At 67.1% G+C, this 18,623-nt stretch carries 14 protein-coding genes; 4 read left to right on the top strand and 10 right to left on the bottom strand.

Annotated features, from left to right (window positions below; all coding sequences use genetic code 11):
• Positions 1 to 724: 724 nt before the first annotated feature.
• Together ACSUZJ_RS11950 and ACSUZJ_RS11945 are read left to right on the top strand one after the other, a co-directional pair.
• Entirely contained in the window at positions 725 to 3,625 is a 2,901-nt protein-coding gene (locus tag ACSUZJ_RS11950) for a molybdopterin oxidoreductase family protein (RefSeq protein WP_499416364.1), read from the top strand.
• Positions 3,625 to 4,131 carry an HPP family protein gene (locus tag ACSUZJ_RS11945; RefSeq protein WP_499416362.1) on the top strand — a complete coding sequence of 169 codons (507 nt, stop codon included), beginning with the start codon at positions 3,625 to 3,627 and terminating at the stop codon, positions 4,129 to 4,131. Before ACSUZJ_RS11950 ends, ACSUZJ_RS11945 begins: the two co-directional genes overlap by 1 nt.
• Positions 4,132 to 4,142: 11 nt before the next feature.
• Here the strand turns inward: ACSUZJ_RS11945 and ACSUZJ_RS11940 are convergent, their stop codons facing one another.
• Positions 4,143 to 5,459, bottom strand: a complete 1,317-nt coding sequence (locus tag ACSUZJ_RS11940) for an MFS transporter (RefSeq protein ID WP_499416360.1) — start codon at positions 5,457 to 5,459, stop codon at positions 4,143 to 4,145.
• A 220-nt stretch (positions 5,460 to 5,679) separates the two neighbouring features.
• Between ACSUZJ_RS11940 and ACSUZJ_RS11935 the strand changes: the two genes are divergently transcribed.
• Both ACSUZJ_RS11935 and ACSUZJ_RS11930 read left to right on the top strand, forming a co-directional pair.
• Positions 5,680 to 6,069: a BlaI/MecI/CopY family transcriptional regulator gene (locus ACSUZJ_RS11935; RefSeq protein ID WP_499416358.1), complete on the top strand. Its 390-nt coding sequence runs from the start codon at positions 5,680 to 5,682 to the stop codon at positions 6,067 to 6,069.
• Entirely contained in the window at positions 6,070 to 6,249 is a 180-nt protein-coding gene (locus tag ACSUZJ_RS11930; protein ID WP_499416356.1) for a M56 family metallopeptidase, read from the top strand.
• 123 nt (positions 6,250 to 6,372) lie between these two features.
• Here ACSUZJ_RS11930 and ACSUZJ_RS11925 read toward each other — a convergent pair whose 3' ends face one another.
• The 9 genes from ACSUZJ_RS11925 to ACSUZJ_RS11885 all read right to left on the bottom strand — a co-directional run bounded on the left by ACSUZJ_RS11925 (position 6,373) and on the right by ACSUZJ_RS11885 (position 18,509).
• Entirely contained in the window at positions 6,373 to 7,329 is a 957-nt protein-coding gene (locus ACSUZJ_RS11925; protein WP_499416353.1) for a glycoside hydrolase family 43 protein, read from the bottom strand.
• Positions 7,330 to 7,418: 89 nt separating this feature from the next.
• A complete protein-coding gene (locus ACSUZJ_RS11920) occupies positions 7,419 to 10,256 on the bottom strand; it encodes a TonB-dependent receptor (RefSeq protein ID WP_499416351.1) in 2,838 nt (945 codons plus the stop codon).
• A 133-nt stretch (positions 10,257 to 10,389) separates the two neighbouring features.
• Positions 10,390 to 11,541 (bottom strand): ABC transporter ATP-binding protein, encoded by a 1,152-nt coding sequence (locus ACSUZJ_RS11915; RefSeq protein ID WP_499416349.1) that lies wholly within the window; start codon positions 11,539 to 11,541, stop codon positions 10,390 to 10,392.
• A 16-nt stretch (positions 11,542 to 11,557) separates the two neighbouring features.
• Positions 11,558 to 12,391: a carbohydrate ABC transporter permease gene (locus ACSUZJ_RS11910; RefSeq protein WP_499416347.1), complete on the bottom strand. Its 834-nt coding sequence runs from the start codon at positions 12,389 to 12,391 to the stop codon at positions 11,558 to 11,560.
• A 24-nt stretch (positions 12,392 to 12,415) separates the two neighbouring features.
• Entirely contained in the window at positions 12,416 to 13,363 is a 948-nt protein-coding gene (locus tag ACSUZJ_RS11905) for a carbohydrate ABC transporter permease (RefSeq protein WP_499416345.1), read from the bottom strand.
• A gap of 58 nt (positions 13,364 to 13,421) precedes the next feature.
• Positions 13,422 to 14,726 carry an extracellular solute-binding protein gene (locus tag ACSUZJ_RS11900; RefSeq protein WP_499416343.1) on the bottom strand — a complete coding sequence of 435 codons (1,305 nt, stop codon included), beginning with the start codon at positions 14,724 to 14,726 and terminating at the stop codon, positions 13,422 to 13,424.
• Positions 14,727 to 14,857: 131 nt separating this feature from the next.
• On the bottom strand, positions 14,858 to 15,841 hold the full coding sequence (locus tag ACSUZJ_RS11895; protein WP_499416341.1) for a glycoside hydrolase family 43 protein: 984 nt from the start codon (positions 15,839 to 15,841) through the stop codon (positions 14,858 to 14,860).
• Positions 15,842 to 16,000: 159 nt separating this feature from the next.
• Complete coding sequence (locus ACSUZJ_RS11890) at positions 16,001 to 16,978, bottom strand: LysR substrate-binding domain-containing protein (protein ID WP_499416339.1); 978 nt, start codon at positions 16,976 to 16,978, stop codon at positions 16,001 to 16,003.
• Positions 16,979 to 17,186: 208 nt separating this feature from the next.
• Positions 17,187 to 18,509: a carbohydrate porin gene (locus ACSUZJ_RS11885; protein ID WP_499416337.1), complete on the bottom strand. Its 1,323-nt coding sequence runs from the start codon at positions 18,507 to 18,509 to the stop codon at positions 17,187 to 17,189.
• Positions 18,510 to 18,623: the final 114 nt, after the last annotated feature.

Raw genomic sequence — 18,623 nt, 5'->3', positions numbered from 1 at the left:
CATCCGCTATCGCTAGCGGAGTCGCTCACTCAAAATACTGACCGTCATCCCATTGCTGAGACAACGTTTAATACTTTGTGCGAACATTTGATATTTTAAGTAATCAGCTGAACAAGTCAGCTGGCACCTTCATCAAACGCCCACACTTATCGACTGTTAATTGTTAAAGAACCGTTGTTCTGTACTACCTTGCTGCGCTTGCGAATCGTTTTGTTCGTCAGCAGCAGAGAAGTGAGATTATGCGATGTTTTGCGATACTCGTCAACCCCTCGTTTGCTTCAGCTCAGTTTCCTGAGTTTGCTGTTGCAAGATCAACTACCTGATTTCGTTGATGTTTTACGTCAGCGCCGAAGCGGAGGCGAACTATAGCAAACCGCCGGGGTGTCGCGCAAGCCCCTTGTTATGGAACATGCGACATGCCGGATTCACGCGTGTCGAGCGGTCGGACAGCGCAGAAAGCATCGGACACCGGCAGCGTTCCACGCGACCACGAGGTGGCCGACAGCATGGCGCCAGGCGCTGTCGCAAGCCGCCCTCCCCACTCCGCGACCTGCAAGGAGGCCGCGCAGACGACGAACGCTGCATCTATCTTGCGCCTCATCTTTGCCAGGAGGGCTATGCTGGATTGACAAGTACTTTTCTATAAATGTTTTTCCGGATCGCACGCTCGGAGAGCGCCAGCGCCTCTGCTTGTCGCCCGGACGGTTCATTCAGGAGGAGAAGCATGGAATCGAGGAACAGCGTTGCCGACATCTGGGGCGAGCGCACGCCATATGCGGGCGAAGGCGACTGGCCCGTGCGGGTCGACCAGCGCACGCTCGAGGAGCCCGAGCGCTGGGTGCAATCGGCCTGCGTGCTGTGCTCGAACGGCTGCGGCTGCGACATCGGCGTGAAGGATGGACGCATTGTCGGGGTGCGCGGACGCGCGCAGGATGTCGTCAACCGCGGCCGCCTGGGGCCGAAAGGACTGCACGGCTGGGAGGCCAACAACAGCCCGGACCGCCTCACCCACCCGATGATCCGCCGTCACGGCCGCCTGGAACGGGCGAGCTGGGAGGAAGCAATGGAACTGATCGTCGAGCGCACCAGGCAGGTCAAGCGCGACTTCACGGCCGGGGCGATCGGCTTCTATACCAGCGGCCAGCTCTTCCTCGAGGAATACTACACGCTGGGCATGATCGGCAAGGCCGGACTGGGCACGCCCCACATGGACGGCAATACCCGCCTGTGCACCGCCACCGCTGCCGCCGCGCTCAAGGAAAGCTTCGGCAGCGACGGCCAGCCCGGCTCCTACTACGACGTCGACAGCACCGACTGCATCCTGATGGTCGGGCACAACATGTCGAATACCGATACCGTGCTGTGGATGCGGGTGCTGGACCGGCGCCGCGCCGCCAACCCACCCAGCCTGATCGTCATCGATCCGCGCAGTACCATGACCGCGCGCGAAGCCGACCTGCACCTGGCGCCGAAGATCGGCACCAACGTCGCGCTGCTCAATGGCCTGCTGCACCTCCTGATCGCCGGCGGCCACGCCGACCGCGCTTTCGTCGACCGGCACACCACGGGCTTCGACGATCTGGCGAAGCTGGTCGAGGCCTATCCGCCCGAACGGGTCGAGAAAATCACTGGCGTGCCGGCCGCCGACCTGCGCCGCGCGGCCGGGATCATCGGCGCCTCGCGCATGCTGCTCTCGAGCTGCCTGCAGGGCGTCTACCAGTCGAACCAGGCCACCGCCGCGGCGGTCCAGGTGAACAACATCAACCTGGTCCTGGGACGCATCGGCCGCCCCGGCTGCGGCATCATGCAGATGAACGGCCAGCCGACCGCCCAGAACACCCGGGAAACCGGCGCCGACGGCGACCTGCCGGGATTCCGCAACTGGAACAACATCGAACACATCGAGGACCTCGCGCGGGTCTGGAACGTCGACCCGGCCATCATCCCGCACTGGACCCCGCCCACCCATGCGATGCAGATCTTCCGCTACTGCGAGACCGGATCGATCCGCATGCTGTGGATCCAGGCCACCAACCCGGCCGTGTCCCTGCCCAACCTGAACCGCGTGCGCAGGATCCTGGAAAATCCCGAGCTGTTCGTGGTCGTGCAGGACGCCTTCCTGACCGAGACCGCGCAAATGGCCGACGTGGTCCTGCCTGCGGCCCTGTGGGGAGAAAAGACCGGTTGCTTCACCAACGTCGACCGCACCGTCCACATCAGCCACAAGGCGGTCGAGCCGCCGGGCGAAGCGCGTTCGGACTTCGACATCTTCGTCGACTTCGCGCGCCGCATGGACTTCAGGGACAAGGACGGCGCGCCCCTGGTCAAGTGGACCACCCCCGAAGAAGCCTTCGAAGGCTGGAAGGCCTGCACACGCGGACGTCCCTGCGACTACACCGGCCTGAGCTACGAAAAGCTCAGCGGCGGCTCGGGCATTCCCTGGCCCTGCAACGAAGCGCACCCGGACGGGTTGCCGCGCATCTACCAGGACCTGGTCTTCCCGACCGACGCCGACTACTGCGAGAGCTTCGGCCACGACCTGATCACCGGCGCGCCAGTGCCCGAGAAGGAATACCGGGCCAGCAATCCGGCGGGCCGCGCCGTCCTCAAGGGCGCCGAGCACATGGCGCCCTTCGAAGAACCCGACGCCGACTATCCCCTCTACCTGACCACGGGCCGCCTGGTCTACCACTTCCACACCCGCACCAAGACCGGCCGCGCGCCAGCACTGGCCGCGGCGGCGCCGGAAGAATTCGTCCAGCTCGCGCGCGAGGACGCCGAACGCCTCGGCATCGCAGACGGCGACTGGGTCCGCATCACCTCACGCCGCGGCGTCGCCGAGGCCCGCGCCACGCTCGGCGATATCGGCGCCGGCGAAGTCTTCGTGCCCTTCCACTTCGGCTACTGGGACGAGCCGGGACGCGCGCGCGCCGCCAACGAGCTGACGATCTACGAGTGGGACCCGGTCAGCAAGCAGCCGCATTACAAGTATGCGGCAGTGCGCATCGAGAAGATCGCGGCGCCCGCGGCAGCGCAGCCGGAACGGATGGACCCGGCCGCGCCCGGGGTGAGCGATCCGGCGTCGACCGGGACCGGCGTCGTGCATGCACTGAAGCAGGTCAAGGACGCGCTGGTCGAGGGCTGGGACAAGGCACGCCCGCTGCGCGCCCACGTCGCCGATTACCTGGGCCTGTTGCAGATCAGCGAGCGGCGCCTGGTCAAGGCCTTCGACCAGATCCGCACCACCCACCCCGACGAGCCGGACATCGGTCCGCTGTGCCACGTGTTCGCGCAGTGGTCGGGCGCCTCGGCCGATGCGCTCGAGCCCTTCGTCCAGCACTACGGCGAGCGCCGCGAGGGCGAACCGAAGCGGCTGGACGAGGCCCTGCTGGTGCAACGCAAGCAGGGCGGCTTCGACATGCTGCGCGACCTGCACGACCTCTGGCTGCTGGTCAACGAGAGCATGATCTCGCTCGACATCCTGGAACAGGCCGCGCGCTCGCTGCACGACAAGGACTTCGAAGCTGCGATTACCACCACCCGCCACCAGAACAAGCGCCAGCTCGAGTGGCTGCACGGCCGGATCCGGCAAGCAGCGCCGCAGACCCTGGTCGTGCCGTCCTGATGGACGCGGGCAAGCTCGCGCGCGCGGCCGCCCCGCCCCTTGCAGCCGCCCTCGTGCTCGGCCTGGTCGGGCTGGGCGCCATCGCGGCCGGCGTGCCCTGGATGTTCCCCAGCCTCGGGCCGACCGTCGCGATCCAGGCCGGCACGCCGGCGCTGCCCAGCGCCAGGCCGTGGAACGTGTTCGCCGGCCACCTGATCGGCCTGGCCTGCGGGATCGCGGCGGTCCATCTCGCCGGCGCCGTCGATCTTCCCAGCGTGACCGACGCCCACGCCCTGTCCGGACCGCGCCTGGCCGCCGCCGTGCTGGCGGTGTTGTTGTCGATGGGCCTGCAGGCGGCGGCAAAGGCGCGTCATCCACCGGCCGAGGCGACCACCCTGCTGTTCGCGCTGGGCGCGCTGCAGCCCGACCTGCGCAGCGCCCTGACCGTGGCGGGCGGCGTTGCGCTGGTCACGGTGCTGGGCGAGGCTTGCCGCCGGATGTCCACGCGCCAGGCAAACGAAGGCTGAGGCGGCCGCGCTTACTCGAGCGCCCGGTTGCGCGACTCCACGTCCACATAGCCGATGGCGGCCGCGCCGAGCGCTAGGAACCCGGCCAGCATCGCCAGCGCCAGCGTGAAGTGGGTCGCCATCACCGGCGCCACGATGGCCGGCGCGAACAGGCCGCCGAAGCGCGCCACCGCGCCGGCCGTCCCCATGCCGCTGGCGCGCAGGTCGGTCGGGTAGACCTCGGGCGTGAAGGCATACAGGGCGCCCCAAGTGCCCAGCAGGGCAAAACTCATCAGGAGGGTCGAGCCGACCACCACGCTTGTGGCGCTGCCAAAGCTGTAGAACATGCAGCCCACGGCGCTCAGGAGCAGGAAACCGATGAGGGTCGGCTTTCTTCCCCAGCGTTCCACGCCATAGGCCGACAGTGCAAAGCCGGGCAGCTGCACCAGCGCCAGCACGATCAGGAATTCCTGGCCGCGCATGAAGCCGAAGCCTTCCGCGCTCAGGCGTACCGGCAGATACACGAAGACGCCGTAGTAGGCGATCGAGATCAGCATCCAGGCCGCGAACAGGCAGACGCTCCTGCGCCGCAGTTCGCTGGAAAACAACGCGGCCAGCGTATGCTTCACCGGACTCTCGGGGCGTAGCGCGGGAATCGTCACCACGCGGCCGTTCACGCGCGCGACACGCTCCAGCACCGCGCGCGCCTGCTCCGGCATGCCGCTGCGGTTCAGGTACATCGGCGACTCCGGAATCGACAAGCGCAGGACCACGCCGACCAGGGCCGGGATGCCGGTGACGAAGAAGATCACGCGCCAGGCGTCGCTCCCCCAGCGCAGCGCGACCAGGGCCAGCACCGCCAGCAGGATGGTGCCGACCGCCCAGAAGGATTCGAGCAGCACCAGCCAGCGCCCGCGCCGGTCGCTCGGGAGGAACTCGGCCATCATCGTGTAGTCGACGGGCAGCGTGCCGCCGACGCCGATACCGGTCAGGAAGCGCAGCGCCAGCAGCCAGGTGAAATCCGGGGCAAAGGCGGATGCCACGCCGAAGCAGGCGTCGACCAGCACCGCCGCCATCAGGACCGGCCGGCGCCCAATGCGGTCGGCAAGGCGGCCGAAGCCGAAAGCCCCGATCAGCATGCCCACAAAAAACACGGTCCCGGTCTCGAGCGCCTGCGGCATGGCGATGCCGAAGGTCTTCGCGATCGAGGGCGCCGTGAAGCCGATCGACAGGACCTGCATGGCGTCGGCCATCCAGACCAGGCCGAAGATGAGGAAGAGGCGGTACTGGAACCTGCCGACCCCGGCTGTCTGGATGCCCTGTTCCACGGTCATGCTTGATGTCGACATCCTTTTTCCTCTCACCTTTGCGATGTGGCAATTTTAAACGTCTTCCCAGGGGCCTTGCATAGGACCGAGTGTGCAGGAACCATCCGGGGCGAACCGTGCAGTGGGAGACATTTCGACGAAAAAAGACCTGTTCGCAATGGCGGGCTCTCCGCAGCGCGCTTGACACGATAAATTACAGATGTAATCATCGAGTTCGATTACAACTGTAAATGGTGCTGTCATGGCGAATACCTCGGGAATCAACATCAGCGACGCCGAGTCGCACGTCATGGAGGTGCTGTGGCGCGCGCCCGGGCCGGTGGTGGCCGAGCAGGTCGTCGTCGCCCTGCTTGAAACTCAGCACTGGCAGACCGCCACGGTGAAAACCCTGCTCAACCGCCTGCTCAAGAAAGGCGCGATCGCGGCCACGAAGGACGGACGGCGCTTCCTCTACCACGCGGTGCTGCAGCGCGAAGCCTGGCTGGCCCGCGAAAGCGAAAGCCTGGTGCAGCGCCTGTTCGGCGGGCGCATCGCGCCGCTGGTCGCGCACTTCGGCAGCCAGCGCAAGCTGTCGCAGGCCGACATCCAGGAACTGCGCCAGCTGATCGACGAGTTCGACGATGACAAGTGAATGCCCCCCCTGCTGCTGCGCGCGGCGCTGTTCTCCAGCCTGGCGGTCCTGGTGCTGCTGGCCGCGCGCACGCTCTTGCGGCGCTGGTTCGGTGCCTCGCTGGCCTACCTGGCCTGGCTGATCGTTCCTGTCGTAACTCTCGCGGCCTTGCTGGAGAGGGTCGTCTCGCCCCAGCGCTGACCCGGCCAGCAGGGACGCCGCCGCGCCGCAGGCGCCTGCCGCGGCCCGCTCGCTGCAGGCGCGCCCTGCCATTCACAACAGACAGCCGCGCCGGATTGTTCGAATGCGTGGTGACGGGCAGGCTTACCTGGCGGGTGCCGCCTGTGGGCCGGAACTGGGACCCGATGTGGATGGACGCCCAGCGTCCCAATCCAGCCGGTCGATGCACATGCGCCGCGCGGTCTGCGCCGTGTCCCAGGCGTGGTAGACGATCCAGGTCTGGCTGCCGTCGGGCGAGGTGGTAAAGGAATTGTGCCCGGGGCCGACGATGCCGGGACGGCTGCGCATCAGCAGCGCCTCGTGCCCGCCCCCCGGGCGATGATAGGGCCCGAGCGGATGATCGGCCACGACATAGCTGACGCCGTAGTTCTCGCGCTCCCAGGCGCCGCCGCTGTAGAAGCAGTAGACCTGTCCGTCGTGCAGTTGCACTGAAGCGCCCTCCACCGTGTGCCAGTCGTAGATCTGCCCGTACATCAGGCGGCCCTTGCGGAACACGTGCCAGTCCTGGTGCGGGCGCACCACCATCCGCGGTGCGCCGGCCAGCGTCGTCATGTCCAGCAGGCGGTCGACCACGATGCCGGTGCCGATCCGGTGGTCGCCCGTGAGCTCCAGGAAGTCGACGCAATAGAACAGGTACCACTGGCCATCCGTGTGCCTGTAGGGATGGGCGTCGATCGAGAACGGCTGGTCGGGCACGAGGATCTTGCCGGTGTCGACAAAGGGCCCCGCCGGGTGGTCGGCGACGGCCACGCGCAGTTTCTGGTCGGTGCCCTCGTCGGCCGAGCCCGAGGAATAGTACATGTAGAAGTGGCCCTCATGGAACGCCACTTCCGGCGCCCAGTAATGCAAGGCGCCGGTCGGCTCCAGCGCGTGGCCGAGCGGCTCCCAGTCGACCAGGTCGGGTGAGCGCAGCACCGGGATCTGGCGACCATTGGTGCTGCCGGGCGCGGTGCCGTAGGCATAGTAGACGCCCTCGTGTTTCAGCACGAAGGGATCGGCGAAGATCTCGGGGTACACCGGGTTCTGGTAGGTTCGTGCCAATTTTCTCTCCTGAAGGCGCCAACCGGCCGTATGGACGGACGGCTGGCGCCAACGCGATAACTCGATTACTCCGAATCGTTACCTCTTCCTCACATCTTGTAGCGCAGGCTCAGCGCATACGTCGTCGGGTTATAGCGGATGTCGCGCGGCTGGTAGGGGCCCAGCTCGCTTTCGAATTTCGCCTTGGTGATGTTGATCGCGTCGAAGTGCAGCGACACGTTGGGCGTCAGCTCGTAGCCGATGCTCAGGTCGACGAAGGTTGTGGCCTTGACCACGCGGTCCTGGTTGAACGGCGGCTCGGCGATCTGCTCGACATAGTCGCCGCGCCGGGTTGCCGCCAGGCGGCCGGTGATGCCGTTGCCCTCGTAGAGCAGGGCGACGTTGAAGTTCTGCTTGGCCACGCCGACCAGGGCGGTCCTGGTGAAGACATTGCTGGCCAGGTCGGTCCGGGTCTCATTGTCGCCGTCGATCCAGGTGTAGTTGGCCTGGATGCCGAAGTCGCTCCACATGCCGGGCAGGAAGTCGAAGAACTTCTGGCCGCCGAGCTCGGCGCCACGCAGCGTGCCCTTGCCCGAATTCTGCGGCCGCGTCACGCGGTAGGTCACGCCGCCGATGGATTCGTCCAGCGTGAAGTTCTGCAGGTAGCCGTCGATGTCGCGATGGAACAGTGCGATCTGGGCGTAGCCGTTCTTCGCGAAATAGTATTCGAGGGTCGCGTCCAGGTTCTTCGAACGGGTCGGCTCCAGGTAGGGATTGCCGGCATTGCCGCTACCGGGCGCGTTCACGGTCGGCGGCACCAGCGAGAGCGCGGGATTGAGCTCGCGGAAGCCCGGCCGCGTCAGGGTCTTGCCGGCCGACAGGTGCGACTGCCACTGATCGTTCCAGTTGACGATGGCCGAGATGCTCGGCAGCACATTGGTTTCCGAAGTCGACAGGCTGACATCGGTCACCACGTCGCCGATGCGGTTCTGGCCGCGCAGCCTGCGCTTGTCCTTCAGCACGCGGGCGCCCGCCTCGCCGCTCACCTTCACGCCGGCGAACTCGGCTTCCCAGCGCCCGGACAGGTAGAAGGTCGCGTTGCGCTCCTTCTGGTCGAACAGGCGGGTCGGGTCATCGGGCACCCGTCCGCTCGGCTGGCCATAGGCATTGCGCACCACGTCGGCGTTATCGATCAGGAAGTCGGACGAAGGCGTGTACCATGGCCCGCCCAGGCGGTCCAGGCCCGGCACCAGCTGCTGGAAGGAGGGTCCGAACAGCCCGATCGGGGTGGGCCGGACATCGGTATCGAAGTCGGAGGCGCGTTCGGCGCCGTGGTAGCTGGCCTTGCGCTGTGACAGGCGCACGCCCGCCAGCACGGCGCGGAAGAAGCCGTCGCCGCCCAGGCGATAGGTGCCGTCGGCGCGCCACTGAAATTGATTGCCGCCCTGCTCGTTCCAGTTCTGCACCAGGCCGCGCAGCACGAACTGGTTCGGGTCGCGCAAAGCGTTCGCGCTGCCCGGCGTCGTGACCGCGTTATAGCCGCCGTGGCCATCGGCGCCGACGGCATACACGCTGGAGCTGGCGCCCGGGATCTGCTGGTCGACGATGACGGTGTCGTTGACGAATTTCGACCTTGTGTAGGCCAGATGCGTATTGACCGTCAGCGGGCCGCTCGCATAGCGCAGGGCGAGGTTCAGGTAATTCGTCCGTGTACGCTCTTTCTGGCCCCAGGTGCTGGTGGCGGTATACGGGTCCCAGTCGTAGAGGCCGGTGTCGAACTGTGCCGCCGCCGCGTCGGCCGACATGATCGGGCAGATCACGCCTTGCGGGGTGTTGCAGTGGCTGCCTCCCGGCGCCAGCACCACGTTGGTCAGGCGCGGCGCCCAGGTGACGATGTCGAGGATGTAGTTGACCGCATTACGGCCCTGGTAACCCATGCCGAGGTACTGGGCGCTGGCCTGGAGCTCGGGGCTGATCTTCCACTGGAAGGCGCCATGGATGCTCTGGCGCTCGCGCTTGCCGCTGTTGTAGATGCCGCCGATGTTGGGCAGTTGGCCCAGCACATCGCCGGGCGCGGCGGGCGTGAACGGCCCGCGATCGCCGAGCCGGGTCGCGGTGCCGTCCGGGCTCACCGAGAACACGTTGGTGGGCCGGTCGACCCATTGCACCGGGTAGGCCCAGTTCTCGCGGAAGACGGCGACGTCGAGCAAGGCGCCCATTTCGCCGATGCCGGTGTCCCAGCGGTTGCTGACCGAGAAACCGCCGCCCGGATTGTGCCTGTCATCGGTTGCGCTGCTGCCGTTGGTTTTCTGCATGCGGTCTTCGACGAAGCCGGTGAAGTTCAGGCCTTTCGAATCGAAGGGCGAGCGCAGGCGCACGTTGACGGCGCCGGCGATGCCGCCCTCGAGCTGGTTCGGGGTCGCCGACTTGTAGACGTCCAGGCCCGAGATGGCCTGCACCGGCAGGTCCTCGTAGGACAAGCGGCGCGCGGCCGCGGTAAAGATCTCGTTGCCGTCGATTGTGGTCGCCACGTCCGGCAGGCCGCGGATGATGACAGTGCTGGTCTGGCCGCGGTCGCGCCCGACCTGCACGCCCGCCACCCGCTGCAGGGCGTCGCCGGCCTGGCGGTCGGGAAACTTGCCGATGTCCTCGGCGTTGATCGCGTCCACCACCTGCAGCGCGTCGCGCTTGATGCTTTCGGCCGAACGCAGGCTCTGGCGCAGGCCGGTGACCTGGACCACAGAGACCGCCTGGACCGGCTGGGCATCGGCGGCGGCCTGCTGGGAGGGCTGGGCCGGCTCGGCGCCCGTTGCGGCCGCGGGCTGCACGGCCTGCGCCTCCGTGCCCGTACCCGCGTTATCGGTGGTGGTTTGCGCCAGCGCCGGCGCCCCGTACGCCGACATCAGCATGATGGCGGCACAGATCGGCTTGACTTTCAGTCGGATCATGCTTGTCTCCTGGGTTTCCATGAATGTGATCGCACCCTGCCTGCCGGTCGCTGCCGGCCAGTGTCAACACACATATTAGAAGAGCAGCCCAGCCGTCACCCATAACGAAACACGCAGGAGCTATCCGAAAACGTCATGGCATGCGCGCCGCGTTGGCGCGCAGCGGTTCGGCGGTGCTTTCCACCCAGCCGGGGGCGAACACCTGGCCCGCCTCGTCGAAGAGGAAGGCCCGCGTCGCCGGGAACACCAGCTCCGCCCTGCTCCCCAGCGCCGGGGGCGCGGTATCGGCATCGCACTTGACCGCCACCATCTCGCTGACCCCATCGACCTGGAAATAGACCAGGGTCACATCGCCCAGGTATTCGACCAGGGCCACGGCGGCGCCGATGCCGCCCTCGCCGCTGCCAGGCCTGGCCATCTGCAGGTGCTCGGGCCGCACGCCAAGAGTGACCTTGTCCCCGGTCCGCGCGCGCGCGGCGTCGGCTGCAACCTGGACCCGCGCCCCGCCCGCCAGCTGCACGGTGGCGCCGCGCTGGTCCTGCGCGACGAGCGTCGCGTCGAAAAAATTCATGCGCGGGGAACCCAGGAAGCCGGCGACGAACCGGTTGGCGGGCCGCTCGTACAGGTCCGAGGGTGTGCCGACCTGCTCGATCCGGCCGCCATTCAGGACCACGATCCTCGTACCCAGGGTCATTGCCTCGACCTGGTCGTGGGTGACGTAGATCATGGTGCTCTTCAATTCCCGGTGCAGGCGCGCCAGCTCGACGCGGGTCTGCCCGCGCAGGGCCGCATCGAGGTTGGACAGCGGCTCGTCGAACAGGAAGACTTCGGGCTTGCGCACGATGGCGCGCCCGATCGCCACGCGCTGGCGCTGGCCGCCGGACAGCGCCTTGGGCTTGCGCTCCAGCAGGTGCCCGATCTGCAGGATCTCGGCGGCGCGCCGCACCCGCTCCGCGATTTCCGCCTTCGGCACCCTGGCCAGCTTGAGGGCGAAACCCATGTTCTCGAACACGCTCATGTGCGGATACAGGGCATAGCTCTGGAACACCATGGCGATGCCGCGTTTCGCCGGTTCGATGTCGTTGCTGACCCGTCCGCCGATTTCCAGCGTGCCCTCGGTAATGTCCTCGAGTCCGGCGATGATGCGCAGCAGGGTCGACTTGCCGCAGCCCGAAGGTCCGACGAAGACGACGAATTCGCCGTCCTCGATGGTGAGGTCGATGCCCTTGATGACGCTGTTGTTGTCGTATTGTTTCTTGATGCCTCGTAGGCTGACCGATGCCATGTCTGCTCCTGTTTTTTTAGCCTTTGAGACCGCTCGCCGCCAGGAAGCCCTGGGTCACGCGGCGTTGGAACGCGATGTAGGCCAGCCCGACCGGCAGCGCGCCAAGCAGGGCGGCCGCCATCAGCTGGGCGTAGCGCACCCCGAAGGCGTCGTAGGTCTGGGTCAGGCCCAGCGGAATCGTCATCATCTCGTTCGAGGTCACGATGATGAAGGGCCAGAGGAAGTTGTTCCAGGCGCCGATGAAGGTGACGATGGCCATGGCCCAGACGATGTTGCCGGAGATCGGCAGGTAAACGCTCCACAGCACGCGCAAGGGGCCGGCGCCGTCCATCACGGCCGCTTCCCGGAAGTCGGCCGGGATCTGGTCGAAGAACTGCTTGAACACGTAGATCACCACCGGCGACACCACCTGCGGCAACACCAGTCCGGCGTAGCTGTTGATCATGCCGAGCTGGTGCATGGTGCGGAACAGCGGCACCAGCAAGGCCTCGAAAGGCAGCAGGAAGGCCAGCATGGCCAGGCCGAACAGCAGCGAACGGCCGCGGAAACGCAGCTGCGAGAAGGCGTAGGCCGCCATCAGGCTGATCGCCATCGTCACCACGGTGACCAGCAGCGCCACCAGCGCACTGTTGAACAGCCAGCGCGGCATGTTGCCGGCGCTGAGGGTCTTGCGGAAGGCATCCAGGGTCCAGGTCTGGGGCAGCCAGTGGAACACGGCCGACACCGTCTCGTGTTCCGGCCGCAGCGCGGTCGACAGGGCCCAGAGCAGCGGGAAGGCCCACAGGGCCGCCAGCACCACGGCCGCGGTCACCGCCACGACGGTCCAGCCAAGCTGGGAGCGCTGCTTCATGCGCCTCTCCTCATACATTTCTCCTCATGCAGCCCTCCTTGCCAGCAAGCGCGCCAGCAGGGACAGGGCGATGACCACCAGCATGAAGGCCATCGCGACCGCGGCCGCGTAGCCGGCGTCGCTTTGCGTGAAGGCGGTTTCGTACATGTAGTGCAGGGTCACGCGGCTGGTGTTGTAGGGCCCGCCGCTGGTGAGGATATAGGTCTGGCCGAACACCTTGAGCGATGCGATCAGCTGGATCAGCAGCGCCGTGCCGAGCACGGGTTTGAGGGCCGGCCAGGTGATCGCCCGGAACAGCGTGAAGCCGCGCGCGCCGTCGAGCGCGGCCGCCTCGTACAGCTCGGCCGGGATGTTGCGCAGGCCGGCCAGCAGCATCAGCATGTTGAAGCCCACCGTCCACCAGACGGTGCCGATCGCCACCGCCGGCAGCGCCCAGTGCACGTCGGCCAGCCAGGCGCGCTGGCCGCCGACCAGGTGGTTGATCACGCCCGACGAGGGCTGCAGCATCCAGTCCGCGATCAGGGTCATGACCGAGATCGGCAGCACATAAGGAAGGAAGAAGGCGCCCTGCAGCCAGGCCTGGGCCTTCACGAAACGGTGCACCAGCAGCGCCATCACCAGGCCCAGTGCGGTGAGCGGGATCACGGTCAGCAGGGCGAAATAGAAGGTGTTCCAGAGCGAGGCCCAGAACGACGGGTCCTGCACCAGGGTCGCATAGTTGGCCAGGCCCACGAAGGCGCTGGTGCGCGTCAGGCTGCTCTCGGTCAGGCTCAGGTAGAAGGTGTGCAGGGCCGGCACCAGGAAGAACAGCAGGAAGACCAGCACGAAGGGCGCCAGCAGCAGCATGGCGGGCAGGCCTTCGGCGCGCGCGCCACGCTGCAGAACAGAGCCGGGGACGGAACCCGTGGGCACAGGCCCGGCGGCACGCGCCGGCGCCAGCGCCGCCTCGGTCGGACTCGCTGCTTGTCTCAAGATCGGCTTCTCCTTCGGTCACTCACCCGGTTGCTCACTCAGTTGCTCACTCAGTTGCTCAGTAGCGCGGCGGCTTCTTGCGCAGCAGGCGCAAGGCCTCCTTCTCGAACATCTCCAGGGCCTCGGCCGGCGTCAGCTGGCCGGACAGCGCACCCGGCATGAACTTCGAGGCCATCGACTCGACCGGTCCGGCGGCGCCCATGTACCAGCCGTCCGGATCGTAGACCACGTTCTGGGCCGCCTGCGCATACATGGCGTTGGGCATCAGGGCACGCGCCTCGGGCGATTCGGCCACCGGGCGATAGGCCGGCACGTGGCCGCCTTCGGCCCAGCCCAGCGAATGCCGGCTGACGTAGGCGATGAAGGCAAGCACCGCGCTCACCTTCTCGGGCGGCATGGCCCGGCCTTCGTTGGCGGGGATCGCAAAGGCGTGGGAGTCGGTCCAGACGCTGGCGTCCTGGTACAGGCGCGGAAACGGCACGATGCCGTATTCGAAGCCGAGCGTGCCGGCTTTGGTGGTGCGCACCAGTTCCGGCACCTCCCACACACCGTTGATCATGAAGCCCGCGCCGCCGCCCATGAACTGGCTGGTCGAGGCAGGGTAATCCAGGCCCACCGGGCCATAGCCGCTGGTGAACCAGGCGCTGACTTTCGCCAGTTCCTCCTCGCCGGCGCGGCCGTAGGCGAAATGTCCGTTCTCGATCAGCGGCACCTTGCGCTGGGCCAGCAGCGACAGCCACAGGCGCCAGATTGCATACGAGCCCTGGCCCGATTCCATCGCCAGGCCCGCCTTCCCGGTCCGTTCCTTGACCGCGCGGAAGGCGGCGCTCAAGGCCTCGTAGCCGACGATGGGTTTCAGGCGCCCCGCACCGTCGAGCAGCCCGGCCTGGCCGGCCAGGGTCTTGTTGTAGTACAGGACCAGCGGGTGCAGGTCGAGCGGGATCGCATAGTTGGCGCCGGCATAGCGCGATTTTTCCCACTGGCGCGGGAAGTAGTCGCCGCCCTTCAGGCCGGCCGCCGCCAGCTCGCGCTCGCCGATCGGGCGCAGCACGCCGCCGCCGGCGAGGTTGGGCAGGCGCGACAGGTGCACGGTGGCGATGTCCGGCCCCTCCCCGACCACCGACGAGGTGATCAGCTTGGTATAGAAGGGCTCGCCCCACTTGAGCGTGGTGCTGACCACGCGCACTCCGCCCTGGCTGGCATTGAAGCCGTCGATCAGGGCGCGCATGCGCGCGCCGTCGCCACCGCTGAGCAGCGTCCACATCCTGACCTCGACCTGCCCGCGCGCCTGCGCATGCGTCAGCGTCGGCGCGACCAGCATGCCGAGCAGGACCGAAGTTCCGAGAAAACGCCTGCGTTGCACCACTCTGTCTCCATGTCGTTACGGATGGCTGGCCTGTCCCGGCCGCTCCATCGTGCTTCGTATGCGCCCTATTATCGCCCGCATCCGGGCTGACCCGCGCCGGGTACGCCGCCGCGCCCGCGGTGCCCGCCTCATTTCACCAGGGTCGGGCCCCGCACCACCGGCTTGCCGTCCACCCAGTCGAGCCTGTCGATATACAGGAAGCGCCGCTCGCCGCGCTTGCCGTCGGCCCGCAGTTCCCAGGCGTGGTAGGCGATGTAGTCCTGGGCGCCGACCTTGAAGATGGCCTGGTGGCCGGGGCCGTAGAGGCGGCTTTCCGCGTGGCTCTTCAGGAAGGGCGCGTCGCCGACCGGCTCGCAAGGTCCCAGCGGCCCCGCGCAACTGGCGTACCCGGCCGCATAGGAGCCGTCGCCGAAATCGTTGGCCGAGTAAAACAGGATGTATTTACCGTCGCGCAGCACCATGGTCGGCGCCTCGATCACCTTGCCTTCCCAGACACGTCCATTGGTGAGGAGCCGGGTCGGCTGGCCGACCACGGCCAGGCCATCCGGCCTCAGTTCCTGGGCAAAGATATGGGTGGGCATCTGGCAGCAGTTGCCGTCGCTCTTGAAATACAGGTAGATGCGGCCGCGGTCCACGAAGGGGCTGGCGTCGATGGTGCCGCCCAGCTCGGCCTGGCAGACCAGCGGTTTGGCCGCGTCGTCGACGAAAGGCCCGGCCGGCGAATCCGCGACGGCCGCGCCCACGCACTGGCGGTCGGTGGCGAGGTCGTGCGCCGTGTAGTACAGCACGTAGCGTTCACCCAGCTTGAGCACCTCCGGCGCCCAGACGTGCGGCACCTCGGGCCGCACCCAGCTCGCCAGCTTCGGCATCGCGTCGGGCAGCGCGCGCCAGGACTGCAGGTCGGTGGAATGCAGCGTCGGCACGTTGATGCCGTCGCCGTTCGTCCCATAGGCGTAGTAGCCGCCGCCGTCGGGCAGCACGAAGGGGTCCGGGAAATTACCGATCGAACTCGTGGTCGGTTGCCTGTGCACGCAGCCCAGCAGCGCCGCCGCGCACAGGCCGGCAAACAGGGTCGGCAGCGGATTCGGCAACGGATACGGCAGCCTCGTCATGCCCTGCCCTCGCCTGCAGCCGCTGCGTCAGGAAATGTCCACATGTCTTGCTCCTTTTCCTCGCTCCATGTCGTTCGTGCTGCCGGCATATCGCCACCGGCCGCGCATTGCATGGATGAGATCATACGGACGGCTGGCCGCGCTTTCCCATAACGAAATTCACCGGACGTATGCCAAATCCGTATTCGTCGGACGTGCGTGGGGCGCCAGGCCGGCCGCTTCGCGCAGGGCCGCGAGCATCGCTTCGGCTGAGGGCGACAGGTGGTGGCGCTTGCGGGTCACGATGCCGTAGACGTCGGCGCGCAACTTGACCTCGAAAGGCAGCACCGCCAGCGTGCCCGCATCGAGCGCCGCCTGGACCAGCCCCGGTGGCAGCGCGACCACGCGCTCGCTGTCCATCAGCAGCCGCATCACCAGCGGCAGCGACAGGGTTTCGACGATGTCGACCGGCTGCTCCAGGCCGCGGGCGATGAACAGCGCCATTAGCTGGTCGCGCAGGCGGCCCGGCGGCGGCAGGATCCAGGCGGCATTGACCAGGTCCTCGAGCTGCAGGTCGGTGCGCGCCAGCCAGGGATGGCCGGCGCGCACGATCAGGCTGCGCACCTCGTCGGCGAGCGGCTCGAAATCGAGTTCGACACCGGCGGCCGGGTCGTGGATACGGCCGATGACGATGTCGAGCTCGCCGGCGCGCAACTGCTCGACCATGGCGTTGCTGTTGTCGACCGACACCGCGACCTGGATGCGCGGGTTGCGCTCCTTGAGCAGCTTGACCGCCTGCGGCACCAGCGAACTTGCCGGGGACAGGACGCTCCCGACGCTGACACGCCCGCCGAAGCCGGCCTGGCCCTGCATCACTTCCTGGTGCGCCGCATCCATCTCGGCCAGGGCGGCGCTGGCGCGCCGGATCAGGACCTTGCCGTACCAGGTCGGCGCCACCCCGCGCGGCAGGCGCTCGAACAGCGGAACCCCGAGCGCATGCTCGAGTTCGCCGATCAGCTTCGAGGCGCCGGGCTGGGTCAGGCCGGCGGCCTCGGCCGCGTGCAGGATCGAGGCATGGCGCCCGAGCTCGACCAGCAGCACGAGGTGGCGTATCTTGAGATGAAAGCGGATGAACCGGGTGGAGGAGGCGTCTCGCATGCCGCTTTGTGAAATTTATGTCAATAAATCATAGAGCAAGGCTTGCGGCGCCGTCAATTTTGCCTGGGTGAAAGCAGCACCATGGGCTGACCAAGTGTCACTATACGGCAACGCCGGCGTCCCTCGGACCACCGCCACGGGCGTCAGGAGGCCGGCCTCCTGCGCCGGCCAGCCTTGCCGGTGCGAGACGGCATGGGCTGGCGGCGTATCAGAAGGCGACCGAGGACTTCAGGCCGAACACCACGGCATCGGCGTTTCGTGTGTTCGCGCCCGGATGCTTCACGAACTGCAGGTTCGGACGGATGCTGACCGAAGGCAGTGGCGACCAGCTGTAGAACACCTCTGCCGCATACTCATAGCCGTCGCCGACGGCGGTTTGTGCTTGTGGATGCGCTTCGTCGCCGCTGGGCTGATGGTTGGCGCGCCGGCCGTTCGCGTGGGTGGCCCCGATGGCGAGGCCGATCATGTCCCGCGCACGGTCGAAGGCGCCCTTGTATTCCATGCCGAACGCGACCTGGCGATCGGTGGCTGCGGTGAACCTGTCGGCCTGGGTCGCGTTCAGGAACACGGTCGTGCCCTTGCCGCCTGCGCTGCCGGTCACCTGCTGTTCGAGGTTGACGTAGGCGCCGTAGGCGCCGTCGCGCTGGAGGGCGCCTACGCTGCTGGAACCCAGCGGACGGCGCTGCGCGTCCAGCTTCAGATCGGCGCTATCGGACGTGTTGTACCAGGCGCCGATCTTGTAGCTGCCCGGCAAGCCCTTATACAGGCCGACCTTCGGCTGCCAGCCGAATTCCACAGGAATCAAGGCGCCGGTCGTGCCGCCCGGATTGCCCAGGTGCATACCCTTGTGCACGGCGTAGAGATCGTCGACATAGCTCGGGTTGACCTGGTAGACGCCCAGCTGCACGTAGGTTTGCTCCGTGGTCTTCTGCCTGGCGACGCCAGCCCAGACGCTGACCGGCCAGTTGGCCCAGTAGCTGCCGACCAGGTTGCCCGGCTGCGAACCGCAGAACGTCAGGTTCTGGAAGTCGCAGGAAAAAGCGGCGAAGTCGGCGCCGATGGCCATGCGGCCGGCTTTCAGGGTCAGGTCGCCGCCGAGCAGTGATTGCTCGAGGTAGAAGCTGGTCAGGCGCCAGGTCTGGCCGCGGCCGTAGACTTCCTGGACTTGCTGGAAGGTGCCGAGCCGGGCGTCGTTGCTCAGGTTCTTGCCGTTACGGTTGGTGACGGTGGCCTTGAACCTGCCGCCCTGCCAGCCCCACAGCCTGGCCAGGTCGAGCGTGCTGCCCAGCACCCACTGGTCGCTGTAACGGGTCAGGTCGCGGGCGCCGCCCGAGGTGTTGTGCGCGACTTCCGAGGTGTAGCCGAAATCGAAAGCCACGCCGTCGGCAGCCAGGCGGCTGCGCTGCCCGTTCCAGTCGCCGAACAGGTAGGGACTGGCGTCGGCCGCGGCGGCCAGCCCGGGCGCCAGCAGGCCCAGGGAGAAGGCGGCGACGGCGGCCGCGATGGTGGTCTTGCGCGAGATGGTATTCATACTATGCTGTTTCCGGCAATGCGGCGGCCCGGCCGGTACCGGAGCTCCGCCATGCATGCGTGGATGTGTATTGGAATGAGGAAGGATAAAAAGCGCGCGACGGGCAAGGCCGCC

It is taken from the genome of Telluria sp. B2, from assembly GCF_051789535.1.
Lineage (GTDB): Bacteria > Pseudomonadota > Gammaproteobacteria > Burkholderiales > Burkholderiaceae_D > Telluria.
Note: the sequence above shows the minus strand (reverse complement) of the source record. Positions and strands in the feature narration are given on the sequence as shown.

Coding starts and splice junctions, on each gene's coding strand:
- ACSUZJ_RS11950 (WP_499416364.1), top strand. CDS start 725: ATGGAATCGAGGAACAGCGTTGCCGACATCTGGGGCGAGCGCACGCCA.
- ACSUZJ_RS11945 (WP_499416362.1), top strand. CDS start 3,625: ATGGACGCGGGCAAGCTCGCGCGCGCGGCCGCCCCGCCCCTTGCAGCC.
- ACSUZJ_RS11940 (WP_499416360.1), bottom strand. CDS start 5,459: ATGTCGACATCAAGCATGACCGTGGAACAGGGCATCCAGACAGCCGGG.
- ACSUZJ_RS11935 (WP_499416358.1), top strand. CDS start 5,680: ATGGCGAATACCTCGGGAATCAACATCAGCGACGCCGAGTCGCACGTC.
- ACSUZJ_RS11930 (WP_499416356.1), top strand. CDS start 6,070: ATGCCCCCCCTGCTGCTGCGCGCGGCGCTGTTCTCCAGCCTGGCGGTC.
- ACSUZJ_RS11920 (WP_499416351.1), bottom strand. CDS start 10,256: ATGATCCGACTGAAAGTCAAGCCGATCTGTGCCGCCATCATGCTGATG.
- ACSUZJ_RS11915 (WP_499416349.1), bottom strand. CDS start 11,541: ATGGCATCGGTCAGCCTACGAGGCATCAAGAAACAATACGACAACAAC.
- ACSUZJ_RS11910 (WP_499416347.1), bottom strand. CDS start 12,391: ATGAAGCAGCGCTCCCAGCTTGGCTGGACCGTCGTGGCGGTGACCGCG.
- ACSUZJ_RS11895 (WP_499416341.1), bottom strand. CDS start 15,841: ATGACGAGGCTGCCGTATCCGTTGCCGAATCCGCTGCCGACCCTGTTT.
- ACSUZJ_RS11890 (WP_499416339.1), bottom strand. CDS start 16,978: ATGCGAGACGCCTCCTCCACCCGGTTCATCCGCTTTCATCTCAAGATA.
- ACSUZJ_RS11885 (WP_499416337.1), bottom strand. CDS start 18,509: ATGAATACCATCTCGCGCAAGACCACCATCGCGGCCGCCGTCGCCGCC.